The organism is Rufibacter aurantiacus (assembly GCF_017916345.1).
Lineage (GTDB): Bacteria > Bacteroidota > Bacteroidia > Cytophagales > Hymenobacteraceae > Nibribacter > Nibribacter roseolus.
Genome location: NZ_JAFMSV010000004.1, coordinates 126,128 through 149,214 on the forward strand (window position 1 = coordinate 126,128; position 23,087 = coordinate 149,214).

The 23,087-nt window shown below is 53.0% G+C and carries 20 protein-coding genes; 7 read left to right on the forward strand and 13 right to left on the reverse strand.

What is annotated here, in order from left to right; genetic code table 11:
* Both J3P34_RS15355 and J3P34_RS15360 read right to left on the reverse strand, forming a co-directional pair.
* Positions 1–192 (reverse strand): hypothetical protein, encoded by a 192-nt coding sequence (locus J3P34_RS15355; RefSeq protein WP_210462065.1) that lies wholly within the window; start codon positions 190–192, stop codon positions 1–3.
* Between the two features lie 376 nt (positions 193–568).
* A complete protein-coding gene (locus J3P34_RS15360) occupies positions 569–1,588 on the reverse strand; it encodes a hypothetical protein (protein WP_246853746.1) in 1,020 nt (339 codons plus the stop codon).
* A 132-nt stretch (positions 1,589–1,720) separates the two neighbouring features.
* Here J3P34_RS15360 and J3P34_RS15365 point away from each other — a divergent pair, with 132 nt between their 5' ends.
* The 3 genes from J3P34_RS15365 (at position 1,721) to J3P34_RS15375 (ending at position 4,246) form a co-directional block, all read left to right on the forward strand.
* Positions 1,721–2,428, forward strand: coding sequence for an SIMPL domain-containing protein (locus J3P34_RS15365; protein ID WP_210489552.1), 708 nt, complete (start codon positions 1,721–1,723; stop codon positions 2,426–2,428).
* A 246-nt stretch (positions 2,429–2,674) separates the two neighbouring features.
* Entirely contained in the window at positions 2,675–3,823 is a 1,149-nt protein-coding gene (locus J3P34_RS15370; protein ID WP_210489553.1) for a ribonuclease D, read from the forward strand.
* 36 nt (positions 3,824–3,859) lie between these two features.
* Positions 3,860–4,246: a DUF6960 family protein gene (locus J3P34_RS15375; RefSeq protein WP_210489554.1), complete on the forward strand. Its 387-nt coding sequence runs from the start codon at positions 3,860–3,862 to the stop codon at positions 4,244–4,246.
* 64 nt (positions 4,247–4,310) lie between these two features.
* Here the strand turns inward: J3P34_RS15375 and J3P34_RS15380 are convergent, their stop codons facing one another.
* On the reverse strand, positions 4,311–5,186 hold the full coding sequence (locus J3P34_RS15380) for a manganese catalase family protein (RefSeq protein WP_210462074.1): 876 nt from the start codon (positions 5,184–5,186) through the stop codon (positions 4,311–4,313).
* Between the two features lie 554 nt (positions 5,187–5,740).
* On the opposite strand from J3P34_RS15380, the gene J3P34_RS15385 reads away from it, so the two are divergent.
* Together J3P34_RS15385 and J3P34_RS15390 are read left to right on the forward strand one after the other, a co-directional pair.
* Positions 5,741–5,962: a hypothetical protein gene (locus J3P34_RS15385; RefSeq protein ID WP_210462076.1), complete on the forward strand. Its 222-nt coding sequence runs from the start codon at positions 5,741–5,743 to the stop codon at positions 5,960–5,962.
* A 186-nt stretch (positions 5,963–6,148) separates the two neighbouring features.
* On the forward strand, positions 6,149–6,607 hold the full coding sequence (locus J3P34_RS15390; protein WP_210489555.1) for a hypothetical protein: 459 nt from the start codon (positions 6,149–6,151) through the stop codon (positions 6,605–6,607).
* A gap of 67 nt (positions 6,608–6,674) precedes the next feature.
* Here the strand turns inward: J3P34_RS15390 and J3P34_RS15395 are convergent, their stop codons facing one another.
* Entirely contained in the window at positions 6,675–7,892 is a 1,218-nt protein-coding gene (locus tag J3P34_RS15395) for an NAD(P)-dependent oxidoreductase (RefSeq protein ID WP_210489556.1), read from the reverse strand.
* A 205-nt stretch (positions 7,893–8,097) separates the two neighbouring features.
* Between J3P34_RS15395 and gcvP the strand changes: the two genes are divergently transcribed.
* Together gcvP and J3P34_RS15405 are read left to right on the forward strand one after the other, a co-directional pair.
* Entirely contained in the window at positions 8,098–11,013 is a 2,916-nt protein-coding gene (gene gcvP, locus J3P34_RS15400; protein ID WP_210489557.1) for an aminomethyl-transferring glycine dehydrogenase, read from the forward strand.
* A 294-nt stretch (positions 11,014–11,307) separates the two neighbouring features.
* Positions 11,308–11,931 (forward strand): DUF4136 domain-containing protein, encoded by a 624-nt coding sequence (locus J3P34_RS15405; RefSeq protein WP_210489558.1) that lies wholly within the window; start codon positions 11,308–11,310, stop codon positions 11,929–11,931.
* A gap of 94 nt (positions 11,932–12,025) precedes the next feature.
* Here J3P34_RS15405 and J3P34_RS15410 read toward each other — a convergent pair whose 3' ends face one another.
* The 9 genes from J3P34_RS15410 to J3P34_RS15450 all read right to left on the reverse strand — a co-directional run bounded on the left by J3P34_RS15410 (position 12,026) and on the right by J3P34_RS15450 (position 22,996).
* Positions 12,026–14,011 carry an OmpA family protein gene (locus J3P34_RS15410; RefSeq protein WP_210489560.1) on the reverse strand — a complete coding sequence of 662 codons (1,986 nt, stop codon included), beginning with the start codon at positions 14,009–14,011 and terminating at the stop codon, positions 12,026–12,028.
* An 18-nt stretch (positions 14,012–14,029) separates the two neighbouring features.
* A complete protein-coding gene (locus J3P34_RS15415) occupies positions 14,030–14,983 on the reverse strand; it encodes a PorP/SprF family type IX secretion system membrane protein (protein ID WP_210489561.1) in 954 nt (317 codons plus the stop codon).
* A 34-nt stretch (positions 14,984–15,017) separates the two neighbouring features.
* Complete coding sequence (locus J3P34_RS15420) at positions 15,018–17,237, reverse strand: ice-binding family protein (protein ID WP_210489562.1); 2,220 nt, start codon at positions 17,235–17,237, stop codon at positions 15,018–15,020.
* 475 nt (positions 17,238–17,712) lie between these two features.
* Complete coding sequence (lipA, locus tag J3P34_RS15425; protein ID WP_210490191.1) at positions 17,713–18,597, reverse strand: lipoyl synthase; 885 nt, start codon at positions 18,595–18,597, stop codon at positions 17,713–17,715.
* Positions 18,598–18,666: 69 nt separating this feature from the next.
* Entirely contained in the window at positions 18,667–19,440 is a 774-nt protein-coding gene (locus J3P34_RS15430; protein ID WP_210489563.1) for a hypothetical protein, read from the reverse strand.
* Between the two features lie 465 nt (positions 19,441–19,905).
* Positions 19,906–20,244, reverse strand: coding sequence for a bacillithiol system redox-active protein YtxJ (ytxJ, locus tag J3P34_RS15435; protein WP_210462094.1), 339 nt, complete (start codon positions 20,242–20,244; stop codon positions 19,906–19,908).
* Positions 20,245–20,281: 37 nt separating this feature from the next.
* Complete coding sequence (locus tag J3P34_RS15440) at positions 20,282–20,617, reverse strand: hypothetical protein (RefSeq protein WP_210489564.1); 336 nt, start codon at positions 20,615–20,617, stop codon at positions 20,282–20,284.
* Complete coding sequence (locus J3P34_RS15445; RefSeq protein ID WP_210489565.1) at positions 20,614–20,907, reverse strand: hypothetical protein; 294 nt, start codon at positions 20,905–20,907, stop codon at positions 20,614–20,616. The genes J3P34_RS15440 and J3P34_RS15445 overlap by 4 nt, the downstream gene beginning before the upstream one ends.
* A 109-nt stretch (positions 20,908–21,016) precedes the next feature.
* Positions 21,017–22,996: an alpha-ketoacid dehydrogenase subunit alpha/beta gene (locus J3P34_RS15450; RefSeq protein WP_210489566.1), complete on the reverse strand. Its 1,980-nt coding sequence runs from the start codon at positions 22,994–22,996 to the stop codon at positions 21,017–21,019.
* Positions 22,997–23,087 lie beyond the last annotated feature (91 nt).

The window sequence follows — 23,087 nt, forward strand, 5'->3', positions numbered from 1 at the left end:
TCAATAAGACAGAAAACCAGGGACCAAGGACATGATCATCCCAGAGGTAGGGGCGCCTGTGGTCTCAGGGTTTCCGCCCTGCGCCTCAAAGAAGTATTTGTATAAAAGATAGCCTACCACCAGCAGTATAAGCAGGACTATAATCCAGGCCCAGCTGGAGCGTTTTTTGGGTTCAATGTTTATTTCAGCCATAGTTTTATTTTGTTTAGATCAATACGGCAATACCGTTTAATTGCGTACGAAGCTTTTTTACAGAGGTTTATCCTCAGGCAAACACAAACAAAACAATGGAGAGTAGCAACCGGGCGTCAACATCGGGGAAGCCAACCGCAGGCCGGGGCGCGGCCCCTGGTTTAAACAACCAGGTTTCTGGAGAAAATCAGGGATATGAATTTTCTTTTACCCGCAGGCAAGTAGTCACTTAATCTCTGGGCTGGAGATGCCGCCTTTCAACCTTTTGCCAGGCTATTGCTCAAAAAAGAAGCCTGCCGCTTCGGGCCTGTTTTAGGGAAAACAGGCCCGAAGCGGCAGGCTTTAGAGATTTGATAAAACTTAGGTTGCGGAGCTTTTATTTATCCTGCCCCGGTATCTGCGGAAACTGGATAAACTCCCCCTCCGGGCTGAAGAGCATGCTCATGGGTTCCTGTGGATCACGCAGGATATCGGCTTGGGAGATGCCCCAACGGGTCCACATGGTGGCCAGTAATTTGGCGTAGGAACTGTTCTGCCAGGGGTTGAAGATCACGTTGGTGACATCGTCAATGAGTGTGTCCATGACCAGGTGATCGTCCTGGGGTTTTACGGGCCGGAGCAGGTAATCTGGGATCACGTTGAGCAGATACCCGGCATAGAAAACGCGGGCGCTGAACTCGGCGGCCTGGATGGGCTGCAACTGCCGCAGCTCAATCTCTTGCCACACGCGCCGCATGGCGTCTTTGATCATGCCGTTGTCCAGGAGACAGGCCACAATAAGGATATTGTCCAGGCGCAGGCTGAACATCATGGTAGACAGTTCATCGCGGAACTCAAACCGGGTAGGCTCTGAACTGGCGTCCACGTCCATCACGAACAGAGAACCGGGGATAAAATCGGGGAACTCCATGGGCACCCGCACAGATTGCAGCACCCTGAAAAAGGATTGGAACTTCATGAGCATTTTGGGCTGCTCGCTTACGGCGTGCTCCGGTTGCACCAGCGGGTTCTGCTCTTTGATGAGTTCGGTGATGAGGGTGCCGTAGAACATCTTGCCCATCCATTGGTAGAGCAGTTTCTCGTCCAGGGCCCGCATGCCAGCTATGCCCTGGGAGAGCGCCTGTTGCACCTTGTCCTCCAGCGGCTGCAGGTGATTTGTTTGGCAGTTCTGGCAGCAGGGAATCTTCAGGTCCTGGTAAGTGACCACGCTTTGGTCCAGCAGCCGGAGCGGCTCATGGGCAAAACCGAACTCCTCCATGAGCCAGGCCGGGAAAACCGATGTCTGCTCCTCCAGGGTTACGTTGGTGCCGCACAGAAAACAGATGTGGTTCCCGAAACGCATTCCTTCAAACGGATCAAAAATGGACAGGTGCTGCTGCATAGGGGTAAGAGACATGTAATGAGTCTGCAAAGATACACACTAGACCGGCTTGGCCCGCACTCCTGCGCTGGTGGCATTCGTTAAACCATGCCGCCTAAAACCCGGCATGGTACTTGTAAACCCTTTTTTGAATATATTTATAACACTATGAAAACCACCTTTGCTTTCGCTCTGGCCTTTGTGGCCTCGTTCCTCTCCTTTTCTTCCCAGGCCCAGCAGACCCAGTTGCCTCCTTTGGTAAGCACCTCGGGGTTGGGTGAAGTGAAAGTGCAGCCCGACCAGGTTGTCTTTATGACCGGGGTGGAGATACGGGAGAAAACCCTGGAAGACGCCCGCCGCGTGGCCGACCAACGCACAGCCGCCCTGCTGAGTTACCTGAAGAAGAACGGAGTAGAAGACAAGCACGTGCAAACCGCCTATCTTTCCCTGCAGCCAGTGTACACCGGCGAGTTTGGCCAGACCACGCCCCAGTTCTACCTGGCTACGCGGTCCATCTCCATCACGCTCAACAAGCCAGATAAGTTTGACGAACTCATGGCCGGCCTGTACAAAGCGGGCGCCAACCGGGTAGACGGCATCAACTACCAGAGCTCCCAGTTGAAGAAGCATCAGGAAGAAGCCCGCAAAAGAGCCGTGCAGGATGCCAAACAGAAAGCAGTGGCGCTGGCCTCGGAGTTGGGAGCCAAAGTTGGAAGACCTTACCAGATAAACGAAGCCGTCAACAACCTACCCATAGGTCCGGCGATGTATAAAACCGCCATGCGGGAGCAAGCCATGGATGCTGGCGGTACTACCCTGGCCTTGGGAGAGATCATCATCACCTCTTCTGTGCAAGTGAGTTTCTTACTGGAATAGCAGCTTCTTTATTCTGCTTGCGTATAGGTGGCAGATACTAAAGACCAAGTGCGGGAGCAAGGGAAAGAATGGCAAGACTGGTCATTCTTCCCCTTGCTCCCGCACTATTTTTGCCCTCGCCGAAGTTATGTAAGCAGATGTTCGCATTTTTGGGGTGTTTTTCACGAAACTGCCTAAAAGCGGCAACGCGAGCCTAATGTTACCCGTCAAGGAACTAACCTGTTTTTTGGGTACATTTACAAGATTATGAAGGAACCTGCATTTACTCTGGAGGGGAAGCCTGTTCATGTGGTGCAAACCGATGACGCATTACAGGAGGCTGTGGCCCATTTAAGTCAGCAGCCAGAGCTAGCCTTAGACCTGGAATTTGACCAACATCACTATACCTACGGCTTCACGCTGTGCCTGATTCAGATCTCTGACGGCCACACGTGTTTTGTAATTGATCCTTTCCCGTTATCTGATCTGCAGCCGCTCTGGAACGTGCTGGAGGACCCGGCTATCATAAAAATATTCCACCACGCCAACAACGACCTCATGCTGCTGAGCATGCTGGGCTGCCAGGTACGCACCTTGGTAGACACGGCAGTGGCAGCCAAAATCCTGAACTACGCCAAAGCTGCCCTAGGCACCCTGCTGGAAGAAGAACTGGGCCTGCGCCTGGACAAATCCCAGCAAATGAGCAACTGGAACCAGCGACCACTTTCTAGACGGCAACTGGAGTACGCCGCCCAGGATGTGCTTTACCTGCACGCGCTTAAAAACGCCATGGTAGCCAAGGTGAAAGAACTGGGCCGTATGGCCTGGCTGGAAGAGGAAGACCAACTGCTGGAGTCCATCACCTATGTGGAACTGGAAGACCCCCACCTCAAGATCAAGTTCCCGCAGCGGCTTACCTTGCTGCAGCAGTTCATCCTGAAGCCTATCTATGACTTCCGGGATCAGCTGGCCAAGAAGTGGAACCTGCCGGCGGGGCAGATCATCAACACCAATGCGCTCATGGCACTCCTCAGCAACCCTGAGCAGAGCATCAATGAGTGGCTTTACCATACCAAGGGCATTAACGGCCGCCTGCAGCAGGAACGCTATGAGGAGCAGCTGCAACGCATTGTGAACGGGGCTCTAAGGGAAGCGGAGAAACGACGCATCCCTAACCGGTTACCGCCTAGTCCATTCCCGCCAAGGCTCAAAACGCCGGAGACGGAAGCAAGAAGAGAGTTGCTCTGCACCGTGCAGCGCGGCCTGATTGAACGGTACGGCGCCCACGCCACGCCCATGCTCCTGGACCAAAGCATCATTACCAACTACAGCCAGACCGGCGAACTGGTGATTCCAAAGAAATACGCGAGAGAGATAGTACATGCTACGGCCCAGGAGATGCAGGTGAACCTGTAACCGGGCCAGTAGTTTGTACAGAAACAAAGAAGGATTATGCCTAAGAAAAGCCTTGAATTTGGTTTATACAACTGGTTCCCGGGGTATGGCTACACCCACATTCACCCGGCAAACCGGCGGGAGTTTGAGTTACTGGAGCCTCACAACAAAGTATTTGAAAAGATTGGTGAGATAAACGGCTGGCTGTTGCTCCGTTACTCAGATGAGGAGTTCAAGGTGCGCCCAGACCTGTTTACCAGCATATCATGGCTGCCGTTCACCTTTGGCGAATGGGTGAGGCCCGTAGACCAACCCTCTGGTCCCGTAGCCGAGATCACGGATATTTACTGGAGCGTCTCTGACGATGCCCCCTTCTTTGCTCTCAAATATGGCAAGCAAAAACTAGAAGGTATGTACCGGCAGGAGCAATTGCGCCCGGCATAAAAAAGGCCTTCCTCTTTACAGGAAGGCCTTTTTTATGAACGGTTTCTTTTATGGTTAGCTACGCTTACAGCGCATCCTTGATTTTATTGATGATTCCGCCGTCTGGGGAGCCGGTCATTTGTTCTACCTGCGCATGCGCGATAGGCACCGGCGGCGCGAGGACTGGCTCATCGGCTAGCGGCTCACCGGGAACCATTGTAAACTGCCCTTTGCCATCTAGTGACGGACCGTTAGACCACCTGCCAGAAGCAGAATCATCTTTGTAGATGTTGGTGGTCACAAAGGCATAATTGAAGCCTTTCACTTCCTCGCTTTGCGGGAAACTGTTAGGAATTGGGTGCGCATTGGTTAACCCGCCCAGTTCTTCAATCACTGCCAGCCATTGGTTCTGGTGCATGGTGTCGCGGGCAATGAGGAAGGAGAGCATGTCTTTCATTCCCGGATCATCGGTGGCTTCCCACAGGCGGGTTGCCAGCACCCGGCCGGTAGATTCTGCCATCACGTTGGCGTACATATCGGCGGCCAGGTTATTGCTGCTCACGATCCAGGAACCGTTGAATGGCACGCCGTTCGCATCAGTGGCCATAGCACCCAAACCCGCAGAAAGGAAATGACGCGGATCCATGCCGCCCATCACCTGCTCCACCACGGGATTATTGCCAACAATCTCATCTTTGAGGGAGGCAGAGGCCCCTTCCAGGTTCAAGGCTACGGCGGTAGCCAACATCTCAATATGGCCTATTTCCTCGGTTCCGGTTTCTAGTAGCATGTGCTTGTACTTCACTGGTCCGCGGGAATTCCAGGCCTGGAACAGATATTGTAAACACACGCGCATTTCTCCCTCAATTCCGCCAATGGCCTGCTGCAGCATTCTGGCAAACTGGGGGTTTGGTTTGTCAACTCTTACTTTGTACTGGAGTTTTCGATCATGGTAGAACATGGGCTTGTTTTATTTTTTAGTGAATTAAACAAAAGCATACCCACATCCTAAACGATCATATTCGTTTTTAGGACAATCAAAAAACCCTTATATAAATTAATTAAACCCAATATAAAGATATAAATGTATTAAGTATAAAACGTTAATAACCAGAATGTTATTTTATTTCACAAACATCTTTAGCGATAATAAGGGAGAAAATATTCTGACAAAATTCAGTATAAATACTGTTACAAATTATCTGTACTTACTCTCAGGGATTTCAATGCAATAAATATATAACTGAATTTAACTTATCATAATATTCCTTTAAACCTGCGATCTATTTCAGGACTCAATTTAAAAAAACGAGCTTTAAACGCTTTTATGAAAATTTAGAATAAACAAAGGAATATAGATAAGTCATCAATAGAATAGTTATAAAAATTGAAGCAGAGAAACCTCTCTGCTCCCTTTGGGCAAACAAACCGTTTCATGTAATTAACCAGGAGTACTTCAATCTTAACTGAGTATTTACCGTATATACAACCCAACGAAACCAATATACCAAAACTATGAAAAAAGCATCTAAGGTATTGGCAATGGCCATGATGGCACTTGCCTTTGGGTTTACCTCATGTGAATCTAAAACTGCCCAGAACGTGGAAAACACCGCAGAATCAGCCGCTGAAGAAGTATCTGCCGAAACAGATTCTGCGCTTACCCCTACAGACACTATTTCGGTAAGAGATGAACCGGTAAAAGACGGCGTTGCCGATAAGGTGGAAAACCAATAGAAATACTTCTATATATATTTGCAATAAATCCGTTGATCAGATGCATAAGCTCTGGTCAACGGATTTATTTTATAATCAGCATCATACAAAATTATTCAATTTTTTTTTGGCATAATGATATAACTAATCAGGAGAAAGCTATATTTGTATCCCCGTTTCTCAGATCACATAAAACGCCCCTGAATTGTGGATTTAGACTGCCAAAAATCGCCCTATACTAATATTTTCGTAGACACCAGTTTACGGGCTGTACATATTGAGTGTGAAGAACTTGTCCCCAGCGATACCTTTCGGCGCAGTCTGCTTTATGTGATTGAATTGATCAAGAAAAACAATCTGCTGGCCTGCATCTATGACATCCGGCAGCTTAAAAGTATCCCGCCCCAGGACCAGGATTGGTTTATTGATGAGGTGTTGCCTCTGCTCCTGAATACCCCTATCCGTAAAGTGGCTGTTCTGGAAGCCACCAACGGAACCGGCCTCCTGGACCTGAACCAGTTGGTTTACTCCAAATACCTTTCTATTCCGTTTGAGCTGCAGTATTTTGAAGACGTGGCCTCTGCCCTGGAATGGATTTCCAAAACAACGCCTTTGGATAACAATCCGTTGGTTTCTTCGCGCCAGCGCCTAGCCTCTGCCCTGTAAGCAACACTTATCCCACCTTAAAAACAACCTGTCAGATGCTGCTGCTGCTGCTGCTGCTGCTGCTGGCCTATGCCGGATAGGCGTAGTCATGCAGGTAGCTGTACTTCTCACACAAATGGCCATCTTTCGCGATGGTGGCATTCTTCAGGACGCCGTCTTTATCCCCGTTAAACAGATGGGGCAGAACCTTATCAATAATCTGGCGCCCGAAATCCCGGGAGGCATTACGCGGCAATTCGCAGGGCAGGTTGTCCACGGCCATAATGGTGATGTTCTTCTCTGAACTGTACGCCTCCTCCAGCTCACCTGTCCAAGGATTATAGTCAAAGGCCGGCTCCGCGATGGTAGACACCCGCTTGGTGCACGGGATGGACCCACAGACATCACAGGTGATATCGGCAATGGTGTTGATCTTGAAATCGGGGCGCTGCATATCTTCCTGGGTGAAGAGCACAGGCGCGGCGGGGTTCCAGTAGGCACAGGGCATGAGCAGGTCCGTTACCCGGGAGAACTTATGGAAAGTGGACTGGTACAGGTGCGGATTCTGGTAAAAATCCTTGGAATCCCAGACCTCCACATCGGGGCGCACGTGGTAGTCTGAGGAACGTAGCTGCACAAACACCGGCTCAGAGAACTCTTTGTACAGATAGTCAAACACGCTCACCTGCCGCAGGCCCATGCGGGTGAGCACCTCCATGGCGCCGTGGGTGACACGGCCGTTCCCGGTAATGGCAATCTTAATGCTGGGCAGGGTTTTCACCTTGAAGAACTCCTCCAGCATGTCTTCCATGTCTGTGCATTGGTGCGCGGGTTTGAGGTGGTAGAGGTTCCATTTGCGGCCGTAGGTGAGCAGCCCGTTATAGGCGCCCACAATGCCGGCCCATCTCCCGAAGGCCACTTCCCGCTCGCCCTGGGCGTTGGTGATGGTCTCGTAGTCAATCATGGTGATTTTCTTCTCCAGAATGGCCTGCAGCAGTTTCTGGTTATGGGCCTGTTTCTTGATGGTGTGCGAGAAAAAGAAGTAGGTCTTGTGGGGAATGAGCTGGTCCACAGGCACCTCCTTCACCCCGAAGAGCACATCGCAGGAGCTCAGGTCCTCTTTGAGGGGAATGCCCAAATCGGCGTATTCCTCATCTGAGAAGCACCGGATGGGGCTGGGCTGCACCACCAACTGCACCTGTGGGAAGCTTTGCAGCACTTCCTGGCATTTTTTAGGGGTAAGGGGCACCCGCTTGTCTACCGGAACTTTTCCTTCGCGCAGGATTCCAATCTTTAGCTTTTTCATAGAGGATGGCCCAAAGGGCCCAATGAACGTTCTGGGGCTGTTTTCCAAAAAACAAGGCAAAAACCATAACTCCCTCTCAGCCTGTAGCGCAATTTAAGGCCTCTGGCTGTAATTGTGAATTATAACCTGTACTTTTGTTAAATCATTTGCACCAAACGTTTGTTACAGGACAAAAGAAACTTATCTACCTAAATTCCAGCGATAAATGATCTTTAAAACCAAGCCTGCCGATATCTTCAAGGAGCGCCACAACGGCCCCGTAAAAGAGCAGATGCAGGATATGCTGCAGACCATTGGGGCAGCATCTCTAGACCAACTCATTGATGAGACTGTTCCGCCGGCTATTCGCCTGAAAAACCCGCTGAACTTACCTGCTGCGCTCACTGAGCGTGACTTCCTCCGGAAGTTCGCTAAGATTGCGAAGCAGAACAAGCTGTACAAATCCTACATCGGGCTTGGGTACCATGACACCATCCTGCCGCCGGTGATCCAGCGCAATATCCTGGAGAACCCAGGCTGGTACACTGCTTACACGCCTTACCAGGCCGAGATTGCCCAGGGCCGCTTGGAGGCTTTGATCAACTACCAGACCCTGATCATTGACCTGACCGGAATGGCCATCGCCAACGCATCTCTGTTGGATGAGGCTACCGCCGCCGCGGAGGCCATGAACCTGCAGCACTCCCTGCGCAAAGGCGCCCGCAAAAACGCCAGCCGCTACTTTGTGTCTAACCAGGTGTTGCCGCAGACCATTGACGTGTTGCTTTCCCGCGCCACGCCGCTGGGCATTGAGCTGGTGATAGGCGACCACCGCGAAGCCAACCTACAGGACGAGACCTTGTTCGGGGCCCTGGTGCAGTACCCTGCCGCTGACGGTGAGGTATTCGATTACACTGATTTCATTTCGCAAGGTCACGAGGTAGGTTTACCGGTAGCCGTGGCTGCCGATCTGCTGAGCTTGACTTTGCTGAAGTCCCCAGGTGAGATGGGCGCCGACGTAGTGGTTGGTTCTTCGCAACGTTTCGGGGTACCGATGGGCTACGGCGGACCGCACGCTGGTTTCTTCGCCACCAAAGACGAGTACAAGCGCAATATCCCGGGCCGTATCATCGGGATTTCGCAGGATGCGTTCGGGCAGAAAGCCTACCGCATGGCCCTGCAGACCCGCGAGCAGCACATCCGTCGCGAAAAAGCGACTTCCAACATCTGTACCGCGCAGGTATTGCTGGCGGTAATGGCCGGTATGTACGCTGTGTACCACGGACCACGCCGCTTGAAATACATCGGTCTGAACATCCACAGCCTGACCCAGATTCTGGAGAAAGGCCTGGAGCGTCTGGGCTTCGAGCAACTGAACGAGAATTACTTTGACACCCTGCAACTGCGGGTGGAGAGCGCTGAACTGCAGCAAGCCATCCGCCAGGAAGCTGAGGCCGCGCAGATCAACTTCCGTTATTTCGGGGACAACAACATCGGGATCTCCCTGAACCAGAACACTGACCTGGACGAGGTGAAGGATATCCTGGCCGTTTTCGCGAAAGTAGCCGGAAAACCCGATGCCACTTTAGAGCTGGATGCCGTTCCGGAGGAAACCGAGATCACCTGGCCAGAAGCCCTGATCCGGACCTCTCCGTACCTGCAGGCCGAAGTGTTCAACAAGTACCACTCTGAAAGCGAAATCCTGCGTTATATGAAGTACCTGGAGAACAAAGACTTCTCCCTGGCGCACGGCATGATTCCGTTGGGATCCTGCACCATGAAACTGAACGCCACCGCCGAAATGATTCCGGTGACCTGGCCAGAGATCGGGCAGATGCACCCGTTTGCACCCGCTGACCAAGCCCAAGGTTACGCGCAAATCTTCAAAGACCTGGAAGCCTGGCTGTGCGAAGTGACTGGTTTTGCCGCCATGAGCTTACAGCCAAACTCCGGTGCCCAGGGCGAGTACGCTGGTCTGATGGTGATCAGAGCCTACCACGAAGCCCGCGGCGATCATCACCGCAACATCTCTTTGATCCCGTCCTCGGCGCACGGCACCAACCCTGCCTCGGCGGTAATGGCCGGCATGAAGGTGGTGATTGTGAAGTGCGATGAGAAAGGAAACATTGACGTAGCTGACCTCCGCGCGAAAGCCGAGGAGCACAAAGATGACCTGTCTTGCCTCATGGTGACTTACCCGTCTACCCACGGAGTGTACGAAGAAAGCATCATCGAGATCTGCGAGATCATCCACCAGAACGGCGGCCGCGTGTACATGGACGGTGCCAACATGAACGCCCAGGTAGGCTTGACCTCGCCGGCGAACATCGGGGCCGATGTGTGTCACCTGAACCTGCACAAGACCTTCTGCATCCCGCACGGTGGTGGTGGACCAGGCGTAGGCCCGATTGGCGTAGTAGCTGACCTGGCTCCTTTTTTACCAGGCCACGCAGTGGTAGACCTGGAGCGCCCAGAGGCGATTAACGCGGTATCGGCGGCACCTTGGGGTAGCGCCAGCATCCTGCCTATCTCTTACGCCTATATTAACATGATGGGCGGCGAGGGCTTGACCGAGGCTACCAAAATGGCGATCCTGAACGCGAACTACATCAAAGCGCGTCTGGAAGAGCATTACCCGGTGTTGTACGTTGGTTCCAACGGCCGCTGCGCCCACGAGATGATCTTAGACTGCCGCTCGTTCAAAAAGGCCGGTGTGGAAGTGGAAGACATCGCGAAGCGTCTGATGGACTACGGTTTCCACGCACCTACCGTATCGTTCCCAGTGGCCGGTACCCTGATGGTGGAGCCCACGGAGAGCGAGAGCAAAGAAGAGCTGGACCGTTTCTGCGACGCCATGATCTCCATCCGGGCAGAAATCACCGAGATTGAGGAAGGTCAGGCTGATCAGAAAAACAACCTGCTTAAAAATGCTCCGCACCCTGCCCACGTGGCCCTGTCAGAAGACTGGAGCTTCCCGTACAGCCGTGAGCGTGCCGTTTACCCGGTTCCTTACACTCGTATCGCTAAGTTCTGGCCAACCGTGAGCCGTATTGACAGCGCCTACGGTGACCGTAACCTGGTGTGCAGCTGCGCTCCCATTGAGGCCTACAACGAGCAAGGCCAGGAAATGAAAGCCGTTTAAGTTTTAGATATTTCTCTTTGTGAAAACGCCTGTGGAGCCTTCCGCAGGCGTTTTCTGTTTTAGAGCCGTTTTTCTTAAAACAGGCCCTAAACAGCACCTCAGACAAGGAGAAATATTTTCTTCCAGAATAAACCAAACGGTATAATGCAGGCATAGTTTTTGCGTTATGATTGCACAAAAGGAACATCCCTAGAAACCATCCTTTCTGCCTTGATGTTATCCATCTGAAGAGGAAAGGCCATTTAGACGATGTTTTTTTCTGATTCTTTCACTACACTAAAACTGTACAATTCAATGAAACCATTCAATAAGATAGCGAAGTTGATCACAGGGGTAATGATGGGACTGTTGGTACTGGGTTTCACCGGTTGTGCCACCACGTACAACGTTGCTACTGACTTTGACAAAGGCACCAATTTCCAGGCCTACAAAACCTGGCGCTGGTACCAGGACCGTCCGGTAGCCAAGGATTCTACCAACCGCCGTTACACCACGTTTTTAGATAAACGCGTGAAAAACGCCGTAGAAGCCGAGATGCAGCGCCGCGGTTTTACCAAAGCCACTGGCAAAGAGACCCCGGATATGTTGCTGGCCTATGATTTCACCATCGAGAACCAGCAGCGCCTGAACCCTAACTTTGTGAGCGTGCCGTCCATAGGGTACGGGTATTGGTATGGTTACCGCTATGCGTACACCTACAACCGCCTGTATAACACCACCACCTTGCAGGATTATCAGTCAGGCACCTTGATCCTGGACGTGGTAGACGCGAAATCAAATGAGTTGATCTGGCGCGGAAGCAGCGAAACTGCCGCCTCTGAAAGATCCCTCACCGATGAGAAAGTGCAGCAGATTGTTACCAGCATCCTGGCCAAGTTCCCTCCGCAAGCCGATGAGAGAGCCACTGCCCGCCGGTAACCGGTTGCCTTTATCAAACTTTAAAACAGAAGAGCCACCCATTTGGGTGGCTCTTCTGTTTTAAGGCTGTTTTTAGAAAAACGAGGCCAAAACGTTACTTGATCTTGAACTCCGTGCGGCGGTTGAGCTGGTGCTGGTCCTCGGTACATTCCACGCCATCGGCACAGCCGTTGATCAGGACGGTTTCGCCGTAGCCTTTCCAGGTGAGTCGGTTACGGGCAATACCCTGGCTCACCAGGTATTCCACCGCCGATTGGGCGCGGCGCTCAGACAAGACCTGGTTGTAGCCGTGGCCTTCGCGGCTATCGGTATGGGAACCTAGCTCAATTTTGATGCTGGGGTTGTCTTTGAGCATGCGCACCAGCTTGTCCAGTTCCTTGGCCGCATCTGGGCGGATGTTCCATTTGTCCAGGTCATAGTAGATGTTCTCCATGGCGATCACCTGGTTCTTCTGGCTCTTGTCGAAGATGAGCGTCACGCGGGTGGTATCGGCGAGCTTCACCGTATCAATGGCCACCAGGGCCGACTGCGTCAAATAGCCGAATTTATCGCCTACCAGGTCATAGGTAGTTCCCTTCTGCACCCCGAACTTGTATTCACCATTGCGGTCAGAGAAAGCTACTACGGAGTCATTCGTTTCCTTTGGCGTCAGTTTCAATCGGACATCAGCCAGCGGTTGGGTGATGGCGCGCTTGCCTTTTACTTGCACTCTCTCTAAAGTAGTCACAAACAGAACGGCGTTGCTCAGCAGCTTGAACGAGTAGATATCATCCGTGCCGTTTCCGCTGTCACGGTTAGAAGACAAATATCCTACCTGGGCGTTGTTCGCGCCGCGCATGAACACCATCCCGAAATCATCTTTGGGCGAGTTCACCGGTGCGCGCAGGTTCTCTGGTTTGCTCCAAGTGGCGCGGCTGCCTTTCACCTTGAACACATCCAGACCACCGAAGCCAGGGTGCGTGTCTGAGGAGAAGTACAGGTTGCCGTTCTGGTCGAAGCCCGGGAACATCTCCTTGCCCACGGTATTCACCATGTTGCCGGCGTTCATGGGCTGACCCCAGGTGCCGTCGGCCTGCAGTTCTGAGTAGTAGATATCGGTCTCGCCGTAGCCACCGGGTTTGTCTGAGACAAAGTACAGCACCTGCCCATCGGGCGAGATGGCCGGGTGACCCACGCTGTATTCCTCCACCTTGTTATGCGCGAAAGGCTTTACCTCGGTCCAGTTGGCTCCGTCGCGGCGGGCCGAGAAGATCTCCAGGCGGTTCACGTAGTCGCTGGAGAGCGGCTTTTTCACCCAACTGGTAGGGTCCACGTTCACGTCTTTCTGCTTCTTCTCCACCATGTGGGTGCGGGTGAAGTACATGGTGGTGTTGGCGCTATCCAGTACCGCAGGGCCGTCATGGTACACCGAGTTCAGGGTGTTACTCGCGATAGCGGGCATTTGCCAGGTGCTGTCTGCGTTGCGTTGGGCATAGAACATCTGCAGGTACGGGCGGCCGGTCCAGCCGTAGGTGCCGGCGTCCACGTCTTTGTCGCTGCTCACGTTACCGCCGCGGTCTGAAGTAAATAGGATTCCCTGGTCATACACCGTCGGGCTGAAGTCGGCGTTGCCGGAGTTGATCTGGGTCTCATTCACCACGATGGCGGAGGCAGGCTCTTCCAGCAGCTTCAAAGCAGCATCTGAGGCCTGCGCCTTTGCGTTGGCTCTGGCGGCCTCGGCGGGCACTTTGCGGGCGTAATCCTGGTACTGGGTCTTGGCCTCGAAATACTTCCCGTTGCTCCGCAGAGCCTCGGCAAAGTAAAAGGTGTTGATCGGGTCTGCCTCGGGCATGGCCACTACTTTGGCGTACCATTCCTCGGCTTCTTTCGTGCGGCCAGTTAGGCGGTACGCATCTGCAAGGCGCTGGGCACCTTTTAAGTCAGGCTCCTTTTTGGAAAACACCTCCTGGTACTCTTCAATAGCCAGGGAATAGTCAAAGTTCTCGTAGAGCCGGTCGGCTTTGCGCGTGGTTTGGCAGCCGCTTAGGGTCAGGCTACCGGCAAGGAAAGAAAGTAAAAGTGATTTGTATAGATTGTGCATAGAAGCGTCTGATTAAAATTAGAAATACCGGGGGGTTACCATCTTGGTCGCTTCCTTTCTCAGGAAACTGTAGCCAACAGATATTTCGTGGGTGCTCAAATCATTCAGGTTGCCGTGCAGCGTGAAGTCATGGGCGTACCCCAGGCGCAGGCGCTTGGTCACGTACAGATCGGCCATGGCCACCACCGCATCCTTGGAGGAAAGCCCCTTTGCCTCGAAATCATTCTTGAAGATATTCATGGCCGTGCGGTAACTGGCGCCCAGCCAGATGCGCTCCCCAAACAGGAAAAAAGCGTTGAAGTCCACGTTCGTGGGTCCGTCGAAGTTCTCCTTCAGCATGATACTGGGCTTCACCTTGATGTTATGGCTGATATCGGCCACGTACCCAATATTGAAGAAGTAATGGCGCTCCGGGTCATAGTTGATGTCCTTGTCAATGCCCAGCAAATCGGTCACGGACACGCCGGCGTAGAAGCGCTCAGTGTGGAAGAAAATCCCCGCTTTGAGGCTCGGGCTCCAGGTGGTTTCCTTTTGGGCGTTGATCACTGCGGGGTCTTCCTGATCATTTCCGGTGATCAGTTTGGAGCCGTCCACCGCGAAGTGCGACACCCCAGCCGCCAAACCGAAGGAAAGAACCCCGGTTTCGCTCACTGGCAACTTCACGGCGGCGTCTACCTCCACGTTTTTGCGGTTCTGGGCGAAGATCTCATCGCGGGTGGCATGGAAACCCAAGCCCAGGTGCTTGTTCTTGGTGAGCCCGTCAATGCTGAAGGTCTGCGTGTTGGGCGCTCCCTGTAAGCCTGCCCACTGCTGGCGGTGAAAGGCATTGAGGGTAAGCGTCTCTTTGCTGCCGGCATAGGCAGGGTTGATCACCAGTTGATTGAAGATGTACTGGGAATATTGTGGCCGATGCTGTGCCCAGCTGCTACCCACAGCCAGCACAGTGATCAGTATGATAAAGATTCTTTTCATTTCTAAGGGAAATTAATGTTTGAACTACCTGCGCTTAGCGCACTACCTGTACCGGTCCTCTGAATACCTGGTCTTTGCCGTCACAGCCGCGCACGCGCAGCACGTAGAAGTAAGTGGCTTCTTCCAGGCCGGTGGCTTGCCAGTCGTTCTTATAGCTCTTGGTTTTGTAGACCTCGTTGCCCCAACGGTTGTAGACGGTCAGGTCGTTGTCTGGGAAGTTCAGCAGGTTCCGGATCACGAAGGTGTCGTTGATCCCGTCGCCGTTCGGGCTGAACACCGTTGGCACCACGATCTCAGTACCGGCATCGGCGGCTCTCACCTCTACTGAGGCTTCGTTGCTGGCGCAGGTTGAACCGGTAGTGCTGGCGCTTACCTTGAGTGTGCCCACGGCATTGGCGTTAGCGGCTTTCAGCGTCACGGTTGTGCCGGTAATAGTCGTGCTGTTATCAGTGAAGGTGAAGCCGGCCGGTGCGGTCCAGGTGTAAGTGACACCCGCCACTGGGTTAGAGATGGCGTAGGTCAGGCCTGTACATGGTCCGCTGTTGTCCAGGATGATCGGGGTAGCCGGTGGCGTGCCTGGGGTCACGTCTGGGGTAGAAGCCGTAGCCGTACCGCAGGTGTTAGAAGCCACTACCGTTACTTTTCCTGGGCCAGTACCTGCTTTCACCTGAATTTGCGTTCCGGTGGCAGCCCCAATTCTCTCCCAGCCCGTTCCAGACACGCTCCAGGTATAGGTCACGCCCGCCACTGGCTGGCTGATGCTGTATTGGTAGGTCGCCCCAGCGCACAAAGCAGTTCCCGGACCAGTGATCACCGGTGTAGATGGAACAGTTCTTACCACTAGTTCAATTGGGAAGGCTTGGCTGTTCTGGCAGTTGCCCGTGGTCACAGCTACCACCGTGATCGGATAAGTACCCGGTGCAGTTGTAGCGCTTGCTCTCACCGTGAAAGAAGTCAGCGACTGCGCTTCAATGGTGATACCGCTGTTAGCCGGCGCCACAATGGCAAGGCTTGTCACACCTGCTGAGATGTTGCTTACCGTAAAGGTGGTGGTTCCGCCCACGCACACTTCCTGAGGTCCTACTACATTAGGTCTGGCCGGACGCACGCAGGTAGTGGCCTCATCGGTGCCTCCGTTATTTTCTATAACCGCTACGTTGGTAATTTCTCCCAACATCAACGTCTTTGCAGTGATCGTTAAGGTGGCAACTGAGTTCGCAGGCAAGGTGCCGATGGTCCAGATGCCGGTGGCGGCGTTATAGGTGCCTTTGTCTGCTACCGCTGGTGGCACCAGGGCTAGGCCCTCAGGCAATTTGTCCTCCACGGTTACATTGGTGGCATCTGCCGCACCCGAGTTGGTGACCCGGATGGTATAGATAACATTATCGCCCAGGGTCACGGTGGTGGCATTTACCGCCTTGGTAATGCTCAGGTTGGCGCTACCTGGGGTTGTGCCGCCGCCGCCAGTTCCTCCATCGCCATCATCTCCGTCGTCTCCATCATCACCGCCGTTGTTGGTGGTGAGCGGCTCCGGCAAGGAAATGTTATTATTGTTGAGGGTTACGGCTCCGTTCGTAGACAGTACCCGTCCTACCAGCGTGGAGCTAAGGCTTAGGGTGGCATTATTCTGCACTACGAAGTTACCGCTCAGGGCAGAAGGTGTGGTTAGCATCCCTCCAGTGCCTATGGTCACATTCCCGGTCACCCGGAAGAAAATATTGTTGGGATTGGCGTTGAAAACGTTGATGGCAGAACCTGGGTCAATGACCAGATCCCCGTTCACCTGGATAATGAACACCGAGTTTGGGTTACCCTGCCCGTCAAACTTCAGGCGGCCGCTGATGCGCGCGTTGCCGTCAAATCTGTAAACGCCGCGGGTAAGCAGTGTACCACGCACCGCCGCCTCACCTGGGGTAAAGCCTTCGCCCAGGGTTTGCCCGGTCAAGTTGCGAGTTGGGGTGAACTGGCCTAAATCATTGTACACCCGGGTTACATCGGTTTTGGCGGTGGCGGCGGCGGCATTCCCACGTTGGGTGTCACCCAGCACTTTGCCTGGCGGGAAACCAACTACAGCAGAACCAGGCGAGACCCCAAGGTCGCCGTAAAGGATGCTGCTACCGGTACTGGTAACGGTACTGCTTCCTAACACCGCAAATTCCCGGGCTGCGCCTAAGGAGGGGGCCGTTAAGGTTTGGGCATAGGAAGAGGAGGCAATAGCAAACAACGCTGCTATCAGGAGTAAAATTTTCTTCATGTGATCTGGAAAAGGAGGTAGTTGCAATGGATAATCTCGGATAGTCCTATATATGAATGGAGCCCCTGCATGTACTTTCCTTTCAGGTAAAAGTTCTGGCTTACAGGAAAGATGCAATTACACCAAAGTGACCAGCCATGTATTTTCCACTACCGAGTTTAACCAGGCACTACTTCCCACTTGTCCATTTCCAGAAAAACGCTTCCTCTCAGTTAAAAGAAACGCAATCTCACTGTGTCACAGGCACAAACACCTACCCCCATAGGTTTACCTCACCTTGCCAGCGGCAAATACTGAGCACAGGTTTAAATACGATTTGAGCCGATATTTCACAAATCAGGCTTGAAACACCTGGGACTAAACTCCCTCATATCTGCCTGAAAACTCCTTTGAATTATCCAAACGTCTGCATGAAAAAAGCCCCGCTGGTGGGCGGGGCTTTTTTCATGCTATTTTCTTAAAAACGGTTCAGAAACTATACATGCACGTGGCGCTCTGCGTGGTAAGACGAACGCACCAGCGGACCAGACTCTACGTACTTCAAGCCGCGGCGCAGGCCTTCTTCGCGGTAGTGCGCAAACAAATCCGGGTGAATGAACTCGGCTACCTCAATGTGCATCTTGGTTGGTTGCAGGTACTGGCCCAGGGTTAAGATGTCCAGACCATTAGCGGCTAGGTCATCCATGGCTTCGTACACCTGCTCTTTGGTTTCGCCTAAGCCCAGCATGATACCGCTCTTGGTGCGCTTGCCGTACTCCTTGGTACGCTTGATCTGCTCTAAGCTGCGGTCATATTTGGCTTGCGGACGAACCTGGCGGTACAGGTTTCTCACGGTCTCCATGTTGTGTGAAACCACTTCCTGCCCGGCGGAGATCATCACGTCCAGCGCTTCCCAGTTAGCCTTTACATCGGGGATAAGCGTTTCAATGGTAGTCTCCGGCGAGAGGTTCTTGATCTGCACAACAGTCTCGTGCCATACACTGGCGCCACGGTCTTTCAGTTCGTCGCGGTTCACCGAGGTGATCACGGCATGCTTCACGCCCATGAGTTGGATGGCTTCGGCCACACGGCGAGGCTCATCCAGGTCATATTCGTTTGGTCGGCCTGTGGCCACGGCGCAGAAAGAACAGGAGCGGGTACATACGTTGCCCAAGATCATGAAGGTAGCTGTGCCGGCTCCCCAGCACTCTCCCATGTTCGGGCAGTTTCCGCTTTCGCAGATGGTATGTAGTTTATAGGTATCTACCAGTTGTCTGACTTTGGCGTATTCTTTGCCAACTGGCAATTTCACGCGCAGCCAGTCTGGCTTGCGGGTTTTAGTTTGAGCTTCTGCTGGTTGGATAACCGGCAACGCAATCAATTGATCCATGCTGCAAAGGTACTAAGTGAGGAGCGGATAGGCAAAAAACAGCCAAAGGGAAAGGATCGTTCAACGGCGGCGCCCGTAATACAGGGTCAGGTACACAGACATGAAGGTGTTGCGCTTGGGGGCACCCGGAATCATGGTCATATCGCCGGCGAAAGCCTCCACCAGCATACCCACCTCAATCCCGGTCACGCTTTCCATGTAACGGCCATACTCAAAAGAAACGCCGGCCTTGGCATTGGCACCTACCCTGAAACTGGGTTCGCTCAGACCTTTGAACACCCCTGGGGCTCCCACAATAAGACCTTCGTTTGTGTGGATATTGGGATCATACTGCTCCGTACTGATCATGACCGGACCTACCAGGTAATATTGCTGGGTTCTGGGGTCCAGGACGTAGTTGCTGCGGTCGTACTCAATAAAGTAGGGCGCCATAATACCAATGGAGGGCCCGGCGGCAAATACCCCGTTCACCTGCACGCCAGACTCAGCGGCCTTTTTAAAGAAGGTGTACTCCCGTCCGTACTGCGGCCTGAGCACAAACAGGTAATTGCTTTTACCCCGTACAAAGGAGGCACCGTTCTGCAGGTTCTGGACCGGTCTCTCTTTGGGGTGCTTTACCTCCACCCCTTCCAGGGCCCAGAAATGATACCAATTCCCTTCCAGATGGTAGACCTGCTTGATCATGGCTCCGCCCAGGAGGCCACCATTGGAGTTGAAGTTCAGCCCGTAGGTAAACTCCCTGGAATAGCCTTCTTCTTCCTCAACGGTCTGGGCCATGGCCAGACCAACCGGAAGAAAGGATATGATGGCAAGCACAAGTAGAATTCTGCGCACAGGAAAGAAGGCTAAGGTTTGTTTAAATGTAAATAACTTTACAGGCACCTGCAAATCTTAAATAGTAAGACAATCAGTTCAAAGGACACCAACGCCCCAGGCTCACTCAGCCCCTAATCACGCTACTTTCACGTCCTGCCCTCCTTCCGGAAAGATACCCAGACAAGAAAGGCAACCGCCAGGTGACAGATCAGCAGTACTCCAGTCCATCAGGATTAAATCCTCAGCTACAAGAATCTTCAGCAAGTCTCCGGCGCAAGTTTAACAAGTAGCGGGAAGGCAATGTTTGAAAATCTGGTTCCTGGCAGGTTATTTCCCTTTCTCCCTGTTCCTACGCCAGCTAATCTGTTGCGTCCCAAGGGACTTAGCCTTGGTATAGAACGAAATATCTCACATATTTGATATAATAAAAACCCCGAAGAAAGTATTTTATAAAGACCTGCTTTCTTCGGGGTTTTCACTTACTCAGGAAGCCAGTTTCTTTACTTCCTGCAGGCTTATTCCCAGGTGGGAACCATGGTATTGGCACTGCCCGTCTTTGATGAGCAATAACTGCGGCGACTCATGCCTCACGTCAAAGGATTGGGCAATCTCATTTGACACCGGCCGGTAGTTCAATAAATCAAGGTAGTAAGGCTTCACGTTGGCCAGGCCCGCATCGGCCCACTGGCGCTCGAGCCGGCTTTTGGCCGTGGCACTGATAGAACACGTGGTGCTGTGCTTGAAAATAACTACCGGTTGCTCTTTTGACTCTTCTTTAATCTGCTCTATCTGCTCAATGCTGTTTATCTGGTTCCACTGCATAATTTCTGATCTGTAATTAACTTAAAAAATGAACGCCTCAGCTTTTTCTGGCCCGCGTTGCCGCGCCCTTTCGGGAAAACACCTTTGGCTTGATGACCGCTGTCCCGTCTTCGTTGATGGGCATGAGGTCTTTTTTCCTGCTCTTCTTCAGTTTCCGGCCGCTTTCGCCTTTCCGGTGGTTGTACGCACTCACATCAAGATGTGATTCACTGTAATCGGTTTCCACCCGTTTGGCCTCTTTGAGGCTGTTCCTCAGCTCCCGCTTCTGCTGTTTGGGAGAGAGATAAGAGGTCTGGGCTTCCGCCGATGGCGTTATTCCAAAAAACAACGCCACTACGGCGCACAAGAAAATAAGGGGTAGCGTGTGTTTCATCCTAGTCCTACTTTTTCCAAAAGACTTTGTTTGCGTTTGGGGGTGGGGATTTTCGTTTTCTTCTTCTTGAGCAACCCCTGTTTGTCATACTCCATGTCGCGGCCGCCGTAATCGCGTCCCTCGTTCGCCTGGTCTTCCTGGGTGATTTCCTTCTTCTTGAACATGCCAAAGAAAGAGGATTTCTTCTTCCCGGAAACATCCGGGCAGGCGATTCTGCTGGAGTTACATGCTCCCAAAGTCAGCCCCATGGACAACACCACAAGCCCTACGGCAAAGCGCATCTTTATCATACCTAATATTCAACTAATGGTATACGTGTGCCAACCTGTGTTGGCTGTATCTGTTTCTGTTTTAGGGCCGTTTTCCAAAAAACGGCCCTAAAACAGAAATTAAGATCGGTTAGAAACTCAGCAACGCCTCTACTTTCTCGCGCAGGCGCTTCACGGGCAGGAATTCCTGCTCCAGCGGCGGCGCAAACGGAATGGCGGTATCCAGGCCACCCACGCGCACCACCGGCCCGTCTAACTGGGTGAAGCAGTTCTCCGAAATCCAGGCGGCAATCTCCGCGCCTATGCCTCCGGTAAGCGTGTCTTCGTGCAGCACAATCACGCGGCCGGTTTTGGTCACGGTCTGGCGCACGGCCTCTTTGTCCCAAGGCAGCAGCGAACGCAGGTCCAGGATATCAGCGGATACGTCTGGCATGGTGTTCAGAAGCTGCTTGGCCCAGTGCACGCCCATGCCGTAGGTGATGATGGAGAAGTCGCTGCCTTCCTGCGCCAGGCGGGCCCGCCCGATCTCCACGGTGTAGTAATCGTCCGGGATGGCTTCTGACAAGGCGCGGTACAGCAGCTTGTGCTCAAAGAACATGACCGGGTTAGGGTCTTCAATGGCGGCGTTCAGCAGGCCTTTGGCGTCATAGGGCGTGGACGGGTACACAATCTTGAGGCCCGGCGTATGGAAAAACCAAGCCTCGTTGCTCTGAGAGTGGAACGGACCGGCCGCGGCGCCCGCGCCCGTAGGCATGCGTACCACCACATCGGCGTTCTGGCCCCAGCGATAGTGGCTTTTGGCCAGGTTATTCACAATCTGACTGAAACCAGCGCTCACGAAATCTGCGAACTGCATCTCAATCACTGACTTTTTCTTCCGAATGGACATACCCAATCCGATGCCCAGGATAGCCGATTCACACAAAGGCGTGTTGCGGATGCGCTCTTTCCCGAATTTATCCACAAAGCCCTCGGTCACTTTGAAAACCCCTCCGTACTCCGCAATATCCTGACCCATAATCACCAGATCGGGGTAACGCTCCAGGCTTTGGCGCAGGGAATCTGAGATGGCATCCACGAAACGGCGCTCTGAGCGGGCGCTGTCTTTGGGCTTGATCACCTCCTGGATGAACGGCTGGTACATATCGGCGAGCTCTTCCTTTACATCCGGGGTAGGCATGGGTGTGCTGTGCGCCACTTCCAGCCCGCGCTCAATCTCCTCACGGAACTCCTCTCTGATTGCCGCCAGCGATTTAGGCGTGAGCACTTTCTCGTCCAGCAGGTATTTTTCAAAGTTCTCTACCGGGTCTTTCTTGCTCCAGCGCTCAAAAAGCTCCTGCGGCACGTACTTGGTGCCAGAGGCCTCTTCGTGTCCGCGCATTCTGAAGGTCATGGCCTCAATCAACATAGGGCGCGGATTCTTTCTGATGCTGTAGGCGGCCTGGCGTACGGTGTCATAGACCTCCAGCACGTTGTTGCCGTCTATCTGCAGCGCGTCAATGCCGTAGGCCGGGCCTTTGTCAATGAAGTACTGGCATTTAAACTGCTCGTTGCTGGGGGTAGACAAACCATAGCCGTTGTTCTCGATCATGAAGATGACAGGCAGTCCCCACACGGCGGCCACGTTGAGCGCCTCGTGGAAATCACCTTCGCTGGCGCCGCCGTCTCCGCTGTACACCAGGGTCACTTTCTCGCGCTTGTCCAGCATCTCAGCTAAGGCAATGCCATCGGCCACGGCCAACTGCGGACCCAGGTGCGAGATCATGCCCACAATGTGGTGCTCGTTCGTCCCGAAGTGAAAGGAACGGTCGCGGCCTTTGGTGAAGCCAGTCTTCTTGCCTTGGAACTGGGCAAACAGGCGGTCCAACGGAATATCACGGCAGGTGAAAACGCCCAGGTTGCGGTGCAGGGGCAGAATGTATTCATCGGGCTCCAAAGCCAGAGTAGAACCCACGGAGATAGCCTCCTGCCCGATGCCCGAGAACCACTTGCTCACCTTGCCCTGGCGCAGCAGAATCAGCATTTTCTCCTCAATCATGCGGGGTTTGAGAATGCCCCGGTACAGGTGCAGCAGATCGTCGTCTGTATAGTCTTTTCGGTTGAATTTCATGGTTTTCGCGTTTTCTGCGAGGCGTAAATTTACGGCAATCCCTGATGGGGCGAAATAGTAGCCTGGTTATTTTTACTTTTGCCGTTTAGGG

Excerpts from the sequence above, each read along its gene's own strand:
- ytxJ (WP_210462094.1), bottom strand. The coding sequence starts at position 20,244 with ATGCAGTGGAACCAGATAAACAGCATTGAGCAGATAGAGCAGATTAAA.
- J3P34_RS15450 (WP_210489566.1), bottom strand. The coding sequence starts at position 22,996 with ATGAAATTCAACCGAAAAGACTATACAGACGACGATCTGCTGCACCTG.
- J3P34_RS15410 (WP_210489560.1), bottom strand. The coding sequence starts at position 14,011 with ATGCACAATCTATACAAATCACTTTTACTTTCTTTCCTTGCCGGTAGC.
- J3P34_RS15355 (WP_210462065.1), bottom strand. The coding sequence starts at position 192 with ATGGCTGAAATAAACATTGAACCCAAAAAACGCTCCAGCTGGGCCTGG.
- J3P34_RS15385 (WP_210462076.1), top strand. The coding sequence starts at position 5,741 with ATGAAAAAAGCATCTAAGGTATTGGCAATGGCCATGATGGCACTTGCC.
- J3P34_RS15365 (WP_210489552.1), top strand. The coding sequence starts at position 1,721 with ATGAAAACCACCTTTGCTTTCGCTCTGGCCTTTGTGGCCTCGTTCCTC.
- J3P34_RS15445 (WP_210489565.1), bottom strand. The coding sequence starts at position 20,907 with ATGATAAAGATGCGCTTTGCCGTAGGGCTTGTGGTGTTGTCCATGGGG.
- J3P34_RS15360 (WP_246853746.1), bottom strand. The coding sequence starts at position 1,588 with ATGTCTCTTACCCCTATGCAGCAGCACCTGTCCATTTTTGATCCGTTT.
- J3P34_RS15415 (WP_210489561.1), bottom strand. The coding sequence starts at position 14,983 with ATGAAAAGAATCTTTATCATACTGATCACTGTGCTGGCTGTGGGTAGC.
- J3P34_RS15440 (WP_210489564.1), bottom strand. The coding sequence starts at position 20,617 with ATGAAACACACGCTACCCCTTATTTTCTTGTGCGCCGTAGTGGCGTTG.
- J3P34_RS15370 (WP_210489553.1), top strand. The coding sequence starts at position 2,675 with ATGAAGGAACCTGCATTTACTCTGGAGGGGAAGCCTGTTCATGTGGTG.
- J3P34_RS15420 (WP_210489562.1), bottom strand. The coding sequence starts at position 17,237 with ATGAAGAAAATTTTACTCCTGATAGCAGCGTTGTTTGCTATTGCCTCC.
- J3P34_RS15380 (WP_210462074.1), bottom strand. The coding sequence starts at position 5,186 with ATGTTCTACCATGATCGAAAACTCCAGTACAAAGTAAGAGTTGACAAA.
- J3P34_RS15375 (WP_210489554.1), top strand. The coding sequence starts at position 3,860 with ATGCCTAAGAAAAGCCTTGAATTTGGTTTATACAACTGGTTCCCGGGG.
- gcvP (WP_210489557.1), top strand. The coding sequence starts at position 8,098 with ATGATCTTTAAAACCAAGCCTGCCGATATCTTCAAGGAGCGCCACAAC.
- J3P34_RS15395 (WP_210489556.1), bottom strand. The coding sequence starts at position 7,892 with ATGAAAAAGCTAAAGATTGGAATCCTGCGCGAAGGAAAAGTTCCGGTA.
- J3P34_RS15405 (WP_210489558.1), top strand. The coding sequence starts at position 11,308 with ATGAAACCATTCAATAAGATAGCGAAGTTGATCACAGGGGTAATGATG.